Here is a 13,177-nt window from a genome sequence, read left to right as displayed (position 1 = left end):
CAGGCCCATGGCGGCCAGGCTGGACTCGTCTTCAACCCTGACCCTGGCGGTCAGGTTGAAGGCCTCCATGGCGAAACCGGAAAACGGCAGAGTGAAATCAAGCGCGGCATAGTACATTCCGTCCTCGCAGCGAATCTCCACCTCGGCCCCGGGTTTAAGCGTGTCGCACAGATATTGAAAAATTTCCTCGCCGGCCAGGGTCAGGGCCAGGGCCGACCTTTATGGAGATAAAAAATTGATTGACAATTTTCCATCCGTAGTGCATTTAGATGGCCACCCAAATGCACTACGGTGAGAGCAACGCCGCCGCCAACCCTATTTTTTCATCCAGGTTCGGTTCGAATGATCAGAAAGGCACTCAACATCACGACCGTCAAACACGATTTGCTGCGCCTGGTCGCCGGCGGCGGCGAGGAAATCGTCATCACCAAGGCAGGGGTACCGGTAGCCACCCTGACCCCGGGAGCAGCGCCCGAGAAATCGAAGCTGCCGGTTTTAATCATGCTCGGGGCCAAGCCCTGCGCCGCAGAGCTGCGGGGGCAAACCCTTGAGCTCTGCCGTCTCATAAGCTCGCGTTTTTCCCTGATCGTCTGGGTTTACAGCGCGGCTACCGCCGGCTATCTGGAGGAAATCACTGATTTTGACGTGCTCGCGGTCGAAACCACGAAAACCGAGCAGCCCATCATTACTTCCATCAAGGCCGGTTTGAGCTGTGTAAGCGAAAGCGCAAGATGGTTCATGTATCTTTTCCTGAATCGCCCGGTCCCGGCGGTAACCATCAATTTCCTGCTTGATCGTCTGCCAGCGGCCAGGACGGCAGGCAAAGGCATTATCGTTCCCCGGCGGGAAAAACAACCGGCTCACCCGCTGCTTTTTTCCTCGGTCTATAAAGATCGAATCATGCGGACCCGCAAGGAACTGGGCATGCCGCATATTATCAGACGCCATCGCCATGACGTCATGTTCTGCGACCTGTAATTTCTTTCGCCGCCGATTTTACCTGAAAAGGGTCAAAAATGCCTTTAGCAGACAGTGAAACCAGCCCTCGGATTTTCATTATCACCGGAGAAATCGCGGCGGGGAAAACCACGCTTTTACAGGCTCTGGTCACAAAGTTGCGCCGCCGCTTCCGCCTCTGCGGCGTCCTCTGCCAGACCACCGGCCGGGTGCATCGCAGCGGCCGACCGGCGACCAGCTACAATTTTAAACTGATTCCCAACGAAAGCATTCTGCCCTGGGCCGAACGCCGGAGCGAAGGTTTCAGTTTCAACCGAAAAAATCTGGCGCGGGCCCGGGAGCATCTGCAGTCGGCGCGAAAAACGGAAGTTTACCTGCTGGATGACATCGGGCCACTGGAACTTGAGGGAGACGGCTTTGATGATGTGATCGCGACAATCCTGGAGAAAGAGAAAACGGGATTGATCCTGGCGGTAAAAAAACGCTGCCTCGGGAAGGTCCTGGAACGTTACCGGCTGAGCCATAACTGCCTGATCTACGATCTGGGCCAAGACCGTGATCAGAATTTTATTCTGCAGGAGATCAGCCGTCGTCTGGAACAGCGCGATGCCCGACAGATCGCGACCTTTGCCGTCCTGGCGGGGCTGGCGGAGGTCGGCCTCGGCTCGGTTTTACACAGCCTCAAGATACCCCTGAAAGGCCATTTTCTGGCCTTGCTGCAACTGATGCTGCTGACGGCTTGCGGAAACCGGCTCAACGGGCGGGGACTTTATCAGATCGCGACGATCGCGGCCCTGCTCAAATCCTTTTCTCCAGCCGGTCCCCGCCTGAAACCGATGTTTTATATCTTTACCCAAGGAGCCTTGTTCGCATTACCGACCTCCCTGCTGAACTGGCGTTTGGCCACCGCTTTAATCGGCGCCGCCCTTTCGTCCACCATCATGTTACTGCTGGCTCTGGGTTTTGCCCTGCTTCAGTACGGACAGGCCTATTTCAGCATGCTGGAAAAGGCTCTTAACCGTCTGCTGGCAACCATCGGCGCCGGCCCTTATGGCCTGGAAAGCTATCTGATCGCCCTGTTTCTTCTCAAAATCGGATTGACCGCCGGCGCCGTGAGTATCGCCTATTTCAGCCGCTGCAGTTTTCTGGAACAGCAGCTTTCCCGCCTGCGAGGGCAAACCACCCCCGCAACGGCTCCGCCCGCAATGGCCCCAAGCCCTTCCGGCAGCTGGCCGGTCAGCGCCCGCAAGGCCCTGCGCGACCTGGTTCATCCGCGAGCGCTGTTGCCGCTGATAATAACCAGCACCGCGATTATTTACTTTACCCAGCCCGGCACGACCCAATCCGGGGTGCTGCTGCTGCGCGCCATGATTGTTACCTGGCTGGGCTTCATGCTGATCCACAAACTCAATCCGCTGCTGCTGGTTGATTTTCTGCGCCGGCGCGGAAAGCATCAATTCGCCGCCACCCTGAACTATTCCCTGGCCGCGTGGCAACAGCATAGCCCCAGCAAACCCAAAAGGAATACCAAAAGGAATACCTGAAGATGATCATGAAAAGAATTGTCGCCGAACTCGACGACCTGCCGGTTAACGAAGTCGCCATTTTCCGTCACACTGTTTATATCGACGGGCCCGCCGCCGGCCTGGCTTCGACCGTCAACACCGGAGGCTGCATGGCCCCGGTGCAGGCTCTCGGCCGACTGCATGAAAGAGGAACCGCCGAACTGGCCCGTCTCCTTTTTTCCGAGCATCTGCTGGAACGCGCCATCGGCATGGCCGCCGTCAATGCCGTGGTCAACCATCCCGACCGCGTCCGCAACACCGCCACCGGCAATGCCTTTGATTATATTCTGGGGCAGGGCCGGGGCAAAAACATCGCCGTCCTCGGTCATTTTCCCAAGGTTGACAGCTTGAGAGAAAGCGGTATTTTTAAAAATTTCTGGGTTTTTGAGCTCAATCCTCAAGGCGCAGACCTGGGACCGGAAAGTTACGCCGAGATTCTGCCGCAGGCCGATTTCGTCCTCTTGACCGCCACCACCCTGATCAATCACACCTTTACCGAGGTGCTGAGCTTATGTCCAAACAGCTTTAATGTCCTGGTCGGCCCCAGCACCCCCCTGCATCCCCTGCTTTTTGACTACGGCATTGACTGCCTCGCCGGCAGCGTGGTTACCGACCGGCTTTGCGCCCGCCAATATCTGGCGCAGGGCGCCTCCTTTCGCCACACCCCGGGGCTGCAACAGGTAACCTGGTTTAAACCGTCGAGTCAGGCGTAAAACCGATCTCAAGCCGCGCGATCACAACATATAGGCATATAATTGTTCTCGATGAAAACGGCATAGGCGAATTTTATACGAGCTCATTATTTTCAGCACGTTGCCTTTGAAGGCCCCGGTAGTTTGGCCGCGGGCCTGACCAACTCCGGGTTCAGGCTCAGCAAAACCGAATTTTTCGCCGCGTCCTGGACCCTGCCCGAACCTGAGAGCATAGATTTTCTTGCGATCATGGGCGGCCCCATGAGTGTCAACGACGAGCATGAACACCCCTGGCTGATTCCGGAAAAACAATATCTTCGTGAGTTTATCGCCACCGGCAAACCGGTTCTGGGCATCTGTCTGGGAGCCCAGCTTATCGCCTCCGCCCTCGGTGCCCGGATCTTTCCCAATCCGGTCAGGGAAATCGGCTGGCTGCCGATTGAAAACTACGCTCCGGAGCAGGAAGGGCTGTTCCGCTTTCCGCCACGGCTCACGGTCTTTCACTGGCACGGCGAAACCTTCACACTCCCTCCGCAAGCCGTGTCGCTGGCTCGCAGCCAAGCCTGCGCCAATCAGGCCTTTCAAATCGGCTCTAAGGTTATCGGCCTGCAGTTTCATCTCGAAACCACCCCGCAAGCGGTCCGTGAACTGTTGTTCAATTGCCGGGACGAACTGGAAACCGGGCCCTACGTGCAGAGCGAAGCCGAGATTCTGGCCGCCGCAGCGGAACGCTATCAGTCCATCAACCGGGTCATGGAAAACATCCTGGCCTTTCTCTTAAAAAAATCGACGTAATAATTTAGCACTGTCCAATTGACCGCCCATGTGATATTGAACGCCCGCAGTTTTAATTTTCATCTTGGAGGCAATTTGTAATGGCAACATTTGCGCAACTCGGTCTGAGCGCCGATCTGCTTAAGGCTCTCGATCAGCTGGGTTTCAGCGCCCCGACTGAAGTACAGGAAGAACTGATTCCTGCGATTATCGGCCTGCGCCACGACGTGGTCGGTCTGGCGCAGACCGGCACCGGCAAGACCGCCGCTTTCGGTCTGCCCCTGATCGACCATCTGGATCAGGCCAACAGCGGAACCCAGGTTCTGATTCTCTGCCCGACCCGGGAACTCTGCGTCCAGGTGACTCGTGATCTGCATTCCTACGCCCGCTATCTGTCCGCCGTTAAAATCGTGGCGGTTTACGGCGGCGCCGGCATTGTCGAACAGAGTCGCCAGCTGCGTCAGGGGGGCCAGATCATCGTCGCCACGCCGGGGCGGCTGCTGGCTTTTATCAAGCAGGGCGAGATTGATATTTCCTCGATCCGCGCCGTGGTCCTGGATGAGGCCGACGAAATGCTGCAGATGGGTTTTCAGGATGATCTCAACGAAATCCTGGCCGCCACTCCGGAAGACAAAAAAACCCTGCTGTTCTCGGCGACTATGCCCCGCGAGGTCACCGCAATCGCAAGGAAATACATGCATGACCCGGTCGAGATCACCGTCGGCGAACGTAACCAGGGGGTCGCCAACGTCAAACATATCTACTATCTGACCGCAGCGAAACACCGCTACCAGGCCCTGCGCCGCGTGGTCGATAATATTTCCGAAATCTACGCCATCATCTTCTGCCGCACCCGCCAGGAGGTCCGCGAAGTGGCGGAAAAACTACTTGCCGACGGTTATCAGGCCGACGCCCTGCATGGCGAACTCTCCCAGGTCCAACGCGATCTGGTCATGCAGCGTTTTCGCCGGCGCCACCTGCAACTGCTGGTGGCCACCGATGTCGCCGCCCGCGGCCTGGACATTAAAAATCTGACCCATGTCATCAACTACAATCTTCCGGATGATATCGCCGTCTACACCCATCGCAGCGGCCGCACCGGCCGGGCCGGCAAACAGGGCGTTTCGATCGCCTTCATTCATTTACGGGAGAAATACAGGCTGCGGGAAATTGAAAAACGTTTGCAGAGAAGCTTTGAAGCGGGCCGGATTCCCACCGGACCAGAAATTTGCCGGCAGCTGATTTTGCGTTTTCTGGCCCAGCTGCCGCAAGCGGCGGAGCAAAAGACCGCCCTGCAACCATTTCTGCCGGAAATCATGGGAAAACTGGCCGATCTGAGCCGCGAGGAACTGGCGGAACGTTTTATTCTGGCCGAATTCGGCGAACGCCTGCAGACCTATCTGAACGAGCCCGATCTGAACGAACGCGGGGAGCGCTCCCTCAAACCCGAATCCGGCGCTTTCCGGCAGACCCCGGAGCGCGCCGGCGCCCGCCGCCCCGGCGAGAAAAGCGGAACGCGGGAACCCCGGGTGGAAAGGGAAAACTGGACCCTGATCCACTTCAATGTCGGCAGCCGGGACGGAGTCAATCCCGGACGCCTGATCGGCGTAATTAACGATGCTTCCGCCGGAAGCACCAGAATTCGCGTGGGACGCATCGAAATCAAACCGGCTTTCAGTTTGCTGGAAACCGACCGTCGTTTCGCCGGCCGGGTGATCAAAATTTTTTCTGAACTGATGATTAACGGCCGCCCGGTCGTCGCCCGAGCGGCGGAAAAAAACGAAACTTTCAGTCGCCGCTCTCCGCCGCCGGAGAGCGGCGCGGATAAGCGACGCAGCCCCGACCGCGGTCCCGGAACGAAACCCGGCCCTGGGAAAAGACCCGCTCATCCTGCCGGAAAAACTCAGAAAGCCCCCAGGAAACCAAGAACGACCTAAAAAACAACCGTTTAATCCAAAACCAAGAAGCCGAGGCGACACCAATCAGTCACCCCGGCTTCTTGGTTATCGGCGCCGTTCTGAAGGCAAGGCTTAGTCTCTCCCCCGGCGCTTTTCTTCATCTCGAATCTCCCGCCGCAGAAGCTTACCGACCTTGGATTTCGGCAACATATCGCGAAATTCAATATAATGCGGCACTTTGTAGGGAGCCATGCGTTTCCGACACCAAGCCGTCAAGGCCTGGCCGTCAACCCCCTTGGCATCTTCCTTCAAGACAACAATCGCCTTGATACGCTCGCCGCAGCTCGCATCCGGTATGCCCACCGCGCAGGCCCCCATGACTGTGGGATGATCCTGCAGGACCGCCTCAATTTCCGAGGCGGAAATCCGGTAGGCCTTATATTTGATGGTATCGGCGGTGCGCTCGACAAACTGAATCTCACCGTTTTCCGTCAACCGAACATAGTCCCCCATTCGGTAATACACCTCTTCCCCGATCCTGACATAGGCCGCCGCGGTTTCCTCAGGTTTATTCCAGTAATTTTTAATCGTCCAGGCTGAAGTTACCAGGAGTTCACCGGTCTCGCCGGGCGTCACCTCCATCAGGGTGTCGGCGTCGACCACCAGACAACGCCGGGAAGGCAGAATATTGCCGACCGTACGAGCATCGGGCTCCCGGTCAAGCACACTGTAGGTCAGATGGCCGACCTCGGTTGAACCGTAGACCTGATACAAAGGAGCGCCGGTCAACTCACGCCAGCGTTTAAAGATTTCTCCCGGCAAAACATCACCGCCACAATAACAGTACCGAAGCGAATCAAGCCTGTAATCGCCAAGCCGGTCATTTTCCAGAATCATCCGGTACAGGGCCGGAACGCCAAGCATCCAGCGCACCCCGTAACGCTCAATTTCACTTAACACGGCATCGACCTCGGGCACCGGCATCAGCACCGTGGTGTTGCCGAAGTTAAGTCCGGCGGCCAGCAGAAAACCTTTGGCCATGATATGAAAAAGCGGGTTTACCATAATCATGGTGTCACCCTGTTTATCCATATAGTCTCGAAAAACATCCATGACATCACGGATGTAAGAAACCTCGGCGGCATGACTGCCGGGAACGCCTTTGGGAAAACCGGTGGTGCCGCCGGTGTACATGATATAGGCCAGATCCCGGTTGGGATCGATGGCAACCACCGGCGGCTGTGCCGGGGCCCCGCGCAGAAGATCATTAAACCAGTAAGTGTTTTCCGCCGAAACCGTGCTGCCCCGAGGAATTTTATCGACCAAGGTGCCGAAAACCTTCTGCCAGGTATAGAGCATATCGGCCAGATTGGTGATGATAATCCTTTTCAAAGGATGTTGGCGATCGACTTCCTTGACGTAGCCGAAGTTGGTATCGAGACAGAGAACCGTTTCGACCTCGGCATCCTCGACCATATACAGCAACTCATACGAGGTGTAGATCGGGGAAACCGGAACCACTACCGCCCCCAGTTTCTGGACAGCGAAATTGGCAATGATCCACTGCGGCGAGTTACTCAGGTAGAGCATGACTTTATCCTGATAACCGACACCAAGACGATGCAAAGCGGTAGCAAACTGATCAATCATCTGCCGAAGGAAACGGTAGCTGAATTTCCGACCCAGATAAATCAGGGCGCTCCGCTCCGGAAAGCGGCGAACAGCATCCTCAAATCCGGAAAAGGTATAAAGATTATTATCTCGTGTCATTTCACACCCCAAAATAAGCAGCCTTCACATCAGGATTATCCAGAAGTTCCCGACCCGAGCCCGACATTACTCCGGAACCGTTCTCCATGATGTAGGCATAGTCAACAATCGGAATCACCGGTCGGGCATACTGTTCGGTGACAATTATCGAAATCTTCCGGGTTTCGCGAATAGCCTTGACCGATTCCATCATCACCTGCTGATAGGCCGGGCTCAGCCCCAGCAGAGGTTCATCCAGCAGCAGCAGCTTCGGCTGGGCCATCAGGGCCCGGCCGATGGCCGCCATCTGCTGTTCGCCACCGCTTAAAAAACCGGCGGGACGGCGCAACAGTTTTTTCAGGGGGGCAAAGATTTCCAGCACATAATCGAGGGTCTCGGCGGCTTCCCGGCGACTGGCGAGATAGGATCCGATTTTAAGGTTTTCGAGAACACTGCTTTCGGAAAACAGGCGGCGCCTTTCCGGGCATAAAACAATCCCCCGGCGAGCCCGAAGATGGGGTTTCAGCCGGCTGATATCCTCACCCCCGAAATATATCCGTCCCATCACCGTAACCTGCTCGCCGCCCCGCATCCGCTCTTTTTCCTTGATATCGAGAATGATTCCGGACAAAGTATACATCAGGGTTGATTTGCCGGCGCTGTTGGCCCCGAAAATCCCGACAATCTGATTTTCCCCGCAAGTCAAGGCGATATTGTTAAGAGCCAGCATATTCTCATAAAAAACCATCAAACCTTCGGCGATCAGCATCTCAACTCACCTCCTCGGCGCCCAGATACGCCTCCCGGACTTTCTCGTTCGCCATCACCTCGGCCGGACTGCCCTCGATGATCTTGTCCCCATAACTGATGGCCATGACCCGGCGGGCAACCTTGAAAAGCTCCTTCAGGCGATGTTCGATCATGATAATCGTCACTCCGGATTGATTGAGTTTTTCAATCAAGGGCACCATCGACGCGATTTCACTCATACTCAAGCCCGAAAAAACCTCGTCGCAGAGCAAAAGATCCGGATTGAGCGCCAGGCAGCGGGCCAACTCAAGACGCTTCAGATAACCGGTAGGAAGGGTTCCCGCCAGCTTATAGGGCACCTTTGATTCCCTCTCGAAACCGACCTCTTCGAGCAAATCCAAAGCATTGATATTGCGGTCCCCATGGCGGCCACCGCCGCGCCACCCCCCGGTTTTACGAGCCCGCTGACCAAAAAGGGGAACAATCAGATTCTTGTAGGCGGGCAGACTGGCATAGGGACGCATGATCTGAAAGGTGCGACAGATTCCCAGATTGACAATGCGATGCGGAGCCAGGCCCTGAATCGAGCGGCCGTTGAACACAATTTCCCCGGCCGTCGCCTTGGCGAAACCGGAAATACAATTGATCAAAGTCGTTTTCCCGGATCCGTTGGGACCGATGATGCCCAGAACCTCGCCCTTGGCAATCGAAAAATTAATGTCATTGAGGGCAATCACCCCGCCGAATTTTTTGGTCAGATTAGTTACCTTCAACATGGCAGAACTCATATCTCGACCCACCGTTCAAACTGATTATATTTGCGTGACAGATAATTCAACAGCCCTTCGCCCTTGATCACAACGACCACGGTCAGGATCAGAGAATACGAAACAATCCGCAGAGGACCGAACGCCCGCAGGCTCTCGGAGAGCGGCACCAGCAAAATAGCGCCGAGTACGGCTCCGATCAGGGAGCCGCCGCCGCCGATCACGGTTGCGGCAATCGGAATAATCGAAAAATCCAGGGCGAACATCGAAAGCCCTGCCCACATATAGACATGGGCCAGATAAGCCCCGGCAAAACAACCCATGCAAGAGGCGATAAAAATCGCCTGAGCCTTGATCCAGGTCAGGTTGATTCCCGAGGCGCGCACCGATTGATCGTTGTCCTTGACCCCCTTGAGCACAAGACCGAAATCCTCGACCGCCAGCCGGCGCAGAGCAAAAAGAAAGATCAGAGTGGCGAAAACGATGAAATACTGCTCCACCCAGGGATTGGCGAAACCAGCGATATCCATCATGCCATTGGTGCCGCCGAACAGCTCAAAGGCCTCGATAATCCGGGTCATGATCAACGGATACATCAGGGTGATAATGGCAAAGTAAACTCCGCGCAAGGGCAAACAGGGCAATAAAACCAGGGTGCAGAGAACACCTCCCCCAAGAGCCGCCAGGGGCACCGACAACAGCGGGGGTATGAGTAGGTACTTGTTAAGCAGCGCGGCGCCATAACCGCCGACTCCGACAAAAAAAGAACCTCCCAGGCAAACCAGGCCAAGATAGTTGGCGAGAAAATCAAAGGACATCGCCAACAGCGCGTAGATACAGACGATCAGCAGCACCTTCTGCCAATAAGGAAAGAAATGCAACAGCAACGGCGCCAGCAGCAAACCTCCGACGAGCAGCGCCCGGGGAGCGATCAGGTAGCAGATCTCCCGCCATGACGACAAGGCGTAAATGCCGTCGGAACGAACCTTGATCCCGCGATCAATTCTTTCTTTACGTTTTACGGTTTTCATAGTGTCAGACTCTTTCTTCCAGCTCTTTATGTTTACCGAAAAAACCCGAGGGCCTGATAATCAAAGTGGCGATAATGGCAGCCAGGGTGGTCACCATCTGAAAATGGGTGGCCAGCCAGGTGGCGGTCAGGACTTGCAGGAAACCCAGAACAAACGCTGCCAGGATGGTCCCGCCCCAACTGCCGATGCCGCCGACCATGCAGACCGCCAAAGCAAAGATCAAGGTGTTATAACCGGCCTCGATGACGATACTGCCGAGCGGAAAAATGGCCAGAGCGGCGATTCCGGACATGGCGGACCCCAGCGCCATCGCCAGGGTCGCGGTCATATCGGAATCTATCCCGAGCATCATCGCCGCCCGCTCATCCTGAGCAATACCGCGCAGAGCCAGACCGGTGCGCGTGAATTTGGTAAAGAGCCAGATTGCGGCCAGCAGAACCAGGCCCACTCCGACCACCAGCAGACGCTGATAATCAATCGGCACATCCCCGATAAAAACCATGCCCTCGACAAAGGCCGGCAAGGTAAAGGTAGTGCCTTTAAACCCCAGCCAGCGTAAGGTTTCGATCAGGGCCACGCCGATCGCGTAAGTGGCGATAATCTCGTTCATGCTCATTCCGCGAATCCGTTTGAGAATGAACTGATAAATGATCACTCCGACCAGGGCCGCGCTCGCCACCGCCAGCAGGGCCGCCGGGAAATACGGCAAGCTCAGCTTATGCATCATCACCCAGGCCACAAACCCGGTAAAAACATAGATCGCGCCATGGGCGAAATTGGGTAGGCGGCTGACCCCGTAAACCAGGGTAAAACCGAAAGCAATGAGAATCAGCTGAAAGCTGTTAACCAGACCATAAATAATAATTTCCACTGACATCCTCTTCGCAACCCCGCAGGCATTGCGCAAACCGGGTCTTTACCCTTGATTATTCAGAAAAAATCACCGTCAACCCCAAAGCGCTCCGCATAAATCCGCGGCGGCCGTCGCTTACTGAGCGGTGCCTCGCCGCCGGCGCGGCCGATATACAACAGGCCGGCGATATCGTGAGTACAAGGAATATTCAGCAGGGAACGCACCTCGAACGGATCAAAAAAGGTAAACCATAAACTTCCCAGACCCAGACTCGTGGCCGCCAGCATCATATTCTGCATACAAGCCGAGACCGCCTGCAAACTGCCTGCGGGCTGATTGAAATAGGCCCCCAGACCGCCTTTTTCGGGCTCAGACAAAAGCGCGATCAGGAGCGGAGCCTCTTCCATGAAATCAGTACTGAAACCTCCGACCCAGCCGGGGCCACCCTGATCCAGAACCTGCTGTTTGGCCTTTTCCCCGGCCTGACGCAACTGTTTCTTGAGCTCGCATGAAGTAATAACGATAAACGACCAAGGCTGCAGATTAAGTGGACTCGGAGCCTGTCGGCCCGCGTCGATAATTCGCCGAAGCGCCTCATTGCTCAACGGTTCTTCCGCGACAAAGGATCGGCAGCTGCGACGCGCTCGCAAGAGAGTAAAAAAATCATCGTATGACATGGCATTCTCCGCTAAACAATGGTTTGAGAATCTGCTCCGGAAGATCTCGGCTTGAAAACACCGATAAAGCTTCCGCAGCAAACCTCATGCAGCTCTTCGGCCGCAGTTATTTCATCCAGGGCGGCAGCAGCAGCTTCCCGGTAGCCCCAACGCCGGGGAAAAACTGCACCCGCTTGCCGGCCTGCCATTGAAACATGCAACCCACCGCTCCGGTGGCGGGATCGTCGGACGGAATGATCTGATGATTTGCAGCAAAACGCATACGGCCGTAAACCCCCATCAGATCCTGTTCTTCCAGCGCCCTGATCACGGCATCCGGATCCAGACCGCCGGCTCTTTCGATGGCGTCTTTAAGCTGATAGACCGCCATGTAACTTGAAGACGTGCCGTAACCTTCGGGCTCCAGACCCCATTTCTTTTTATAATTTTCGGCAAACTTCATGGTCCAGGGCGTAATCTGAGAAGGCACATTACCGCCGTTAACCGCATCGACAATGGTGTACTCGCAATCGCCCTTGGTCGCGTCCCAGAAACCCGGTTGTTCGGCCGCCGACATGAAACCCATCGGAACGCAGTTCATTCTCATATTCTTCCACTGTTTAAGCAAAATCGCCGACTCCGGCATATCCAGCCACATAAACAGCACTTCAGCCTTGAGCCGGCGCGCCTTGAGCAGGCCCATCGAAAAATCGGTGGCCCCGGTAGGATAAACCTCCTCGCCCAGAACCTCCCATTTGCCGGTCTCCTTGAGCAATTTGGCAATCAAGCCTCCGGCTTTGCGAGCGTGATCGACATCCTGAACCATGATGAAGGCTTTACTCAGACCGTGTTCCTGGTTGAGCTGGTTGAAAACCTTGATCATATCCTTGCCGATCGTGATAATCTCGGAGGAGTTGCGAAAGCAGTATTTATATTTTTCATAATCGCTTTCTATCCGCTTATGATAGCCCGGGGTCAGCACCCCGGTCGTCACGATCGATACCTTCTTGTATTTGCTGAGCAGATCCATGACCGCCAGAGCCGCCTCGGAACGCACCGGACCACCAACGATAAAATCAGCCTGTTTTTCCAGAATCAGTTTTTCCACACCAAGCAGGGCCTCGCTCACCGGGACTCCGGGTTCCAGGGAACGGGCATCGATAACCTCCGCCTGAAAAGGATGCATCGTCTCGCCGATCCTGACGCCACCGGCCTGATTAATTTCCTCCACCGCCAACTTGATCCCCCGTTCCGCATCCCAGCCATAGAGAAAGGCGGTTGACAACGGGCATCCCAGAACAATCGGCTTTCCAGTCGCAGCCAGAGAACTTCCGGGCAAAAGGCCAACCCCTATAAACACCAACAACCCCACTAATCCAGTTCTAATCTTCATTCTCCCCTCCCAAAATCCAAATCGCATAAAATTCCAGCAGCACCAAACAACCCGCACCTTGACCGAGCAAACACCGTACCATAAAATAATAT

12 protein-coding genes are annotated in these 13,177 nt (G+C 55.7%); 5 read left to right on the top strand and 7 right to left on the bottom strand.

Annotated elements, in window-relative coordinates; all coding sequences use genetic code 11:
* Nucleotides 1-342: 342 nt before the first annotated feature.
* From ENN66_09025 to ENN66_09005, 5 genes are all read left to right on the top strand, one after another.
* Nucleotides 343-978, top strand: coding sequence for a hypothetical protein (locus tag ENN66_09025; GenBank protein ID HDS16727.1), 636 nt, complete (start codon nt 343-345; stop codon nt 976-978).
* Nucleotides 979-1,016: 38 nt separating this feature from the next.
* Complete coding sequence (locus tag ENN66_09020) at nt 1,017-2,501, top strand: hypothetical protein (protein HDS16726.1); 1,485 nt, start codon at nt 1,017-1,019, stop codon at nt 2,499-2,501.
* Between the two features lie 2 nt (nt 2,502-2,503).
* Nucleotides 2,504-3,235 (top strand): hypothetical protein, encoded by a 732-nt coding sequence (locus ENN66_09015; GenBank protein HDS16725.1) that lies wholly within the window; start codon nt 2,504-2,506, stop codon nt 3,233-3,235.
* A gap of 75 nt (nt 3,236-3,310) precedes the next feature.
* On the top strand, nt 3,311-4,009 hold the full coding sequence (locus ENN66_09010) for a type 1 glutamine amidotransferase (GenBank protein HDS16724.1): 699 nt from the start codon (nt 3,311-3,313) through the stop codon (nt 4,007-4,009).
* An 80-nt stretch (nt 4,010-4,089) separates the two neighbouring features.
* Nucleotides 4,090-5,925, top strand: coding sequence for a DEAD/DEAH box helicase (locus ENN66_09005; protein ID HDS16723.1), 1,836 nt, complete (start codon nt 4,090-4,092; stop codon nt 5,923-5,925).
* A 93-nt stretch (nt 5,926-6,018) separates the two neighbouring features.
* Here ENN66_09005 and ENN66_09000 read toward each other — a convergent pair whose 3' ends face one another.
* The 7 genes from ENN66_09000 to ENN66_08970 form a co-directional block, all read right to left on the bottom strand.
* The gene (locus tag ENN66_09000; GenBank protein ID HDS16722.1) at nt 6,019-7,656 is read right to left on the bottom strand and encodes an AMP-dependent synthetase; all 1,638 of its coding nucleotides are present in this window, start codon (nt 7,654-7,656) and stop codon (nt 6,019-6,021) included.
* 1 nt (nt 7,657) lies between these two features.
* Nucleotides 7,658-8,404 carry an ATP-binding cassette domain-containing protein gene (locus ENN66_08995; GenBank protein HDS16721.1) on the bottom strand — a complete coding sequence of 249 codons (747 nt, stop codon included), beginning with the start codon at nt 8,402-8,404 and terminating at the stop codon, nt 7,658-7,660.
* 1 nt (nt 8,405) lies between these two features.
* A complete protein-coding gene (locus ENN66_08990) occupies nt 8,406-9,161 on the bottom strand; it encodes an ABC transporter ATP-binding protein (protein ID HDS16720.1) in 756 nt (251 codons plus the stop codon).
* A gap of 8 nt (nt 9,162-9,169) precedes the next feature.
* Nucleotides 9,170-10,183 (bottom strand): branched-chain amino acid ABC transporter permease, encoded by a 1,014-nt coding sequence (locus tag ENN66_08985; GenBank protein ID HDS16719.1) that lies wholly within the window; start codon nt 10,181-10,183, stop codon nt 9,170-9,172.
* Between the two features lie 4 nt (nt 10,184-10,187).
* A complete protein-coding gene (locus ENN66_08980; protein ID HDS16718.1) occupies nt 10,188-11,054 on the bottom strand; it encodes a branched-chain amino acid ABC transporter permease in 867 nt (288 codons plus the stop codon).
* A 59-nt stretch (nt 11,055-11,113) separates the two neighbouring features.
* Nucleotides 11,114-11,713, bottom strand: coding sequence for a nitroreductase (locus ENN66_08975; protein ID HDS16717.1), 600 nt, complete (start codon nt 11,711-11,713; stop codon nt 11,114-11,116).
* 106 nt (nt 11,714-11,819) lie between these two features.
* Nucleotides 11,820-13,085 carry an ABC transporter substrate-binding protein gene (locus ENN66_08970; protein ID HDS16716.1) on the bottom strand — a complete coding sequence of 422 codons (1,266 nt, stop codon included), beginning with the start codon at nt 13,083-13,085 and terminating at the stop codon, nt 11,820-11,822.
* Between the last annotated feature and the right edge of the window lie 92 nt (nt 13,086-13,177).

The sequence above is a fragment of the Pseudomonadota bacterium genome, assembly GCA_011049115.1.
Lineage (GTDB): Bacteria > Desulfobacterota > Anaeroferrophillalia > Anaeroferrophillales > Tharpellaceae > DSCM01.
The sequence above is the reverse complement of the archived record's forward strand: the minus strand, read 5'-3'. Positions and strand labels throughout refer to the sequence as shown.

Coding starts and splice junctions, on each gene's coding strand:
- ENN66_09025 (HDS16727.1), top strand. CDS start 343: ATGATCAGAAAGGCACTCAACATCACGACCGTCAAACACGATTTGCTG.
- ENN66_09020 (HDS16726.1), top strand. CDS start 1,017: ATGCCTTTAGCAGACAGTGAAACCAGCCCTCGGATTTTCATTATCACC.
- ENN66_09015 (HDS16725.1), top strand. CDS start 2,504: ATGATCATGAAAAGAATTGTCGCCGAACTCGACGACCTGCCGGTTAAC.
- ENN66_09005 (HDS16723.1), top strand. CDS start 4,090: ATGGCAACATTTGCGCAACTCGGTCTGAGCGCCGATCTGCTTAAGGCT.
- ENN66_09000 (HDS16722.1), bottom strand. CDS start 7,656: ATGACACGAGATAATAATCTTTATACCTTTTCCGGATTTGAGGATGCT.
- ENN66_08995 (HDS16721.1), bottom strand. CDS start 8,404: ATGCTGATCGCCGAAGGTTTGATGGTTTTTTATGAGAATATGCTGGCT.
- ENN66_08990 (HDS16720.1), bottom strand. CDS start 9,161: ATGTTGAAGGTAACTAATCTGACCAAAAAATTCGGCGGGGTGATTGCC.
- ENN66_08985 (HDS16719.1), bottom strand. CDS start 10,183: ATGAAAACCGTAAAACGTAAAGAAAGAATTGATCGCGGGATCAAGGTT.
- ENN66_08975 (HDS16717.1), bottom strand. CDS start 11,713: ATGTCATACGATGATTTTTTTACTCTCTTGCGAGCGCGTCGCAGCTGC.
- ENN66_08970 (HDS16716.1), bottom strand. CDS start 13,085: ATGAAGATTAGAACTGGATTAGTGGGGTTGTTGGTGTTTATAGGGGTT.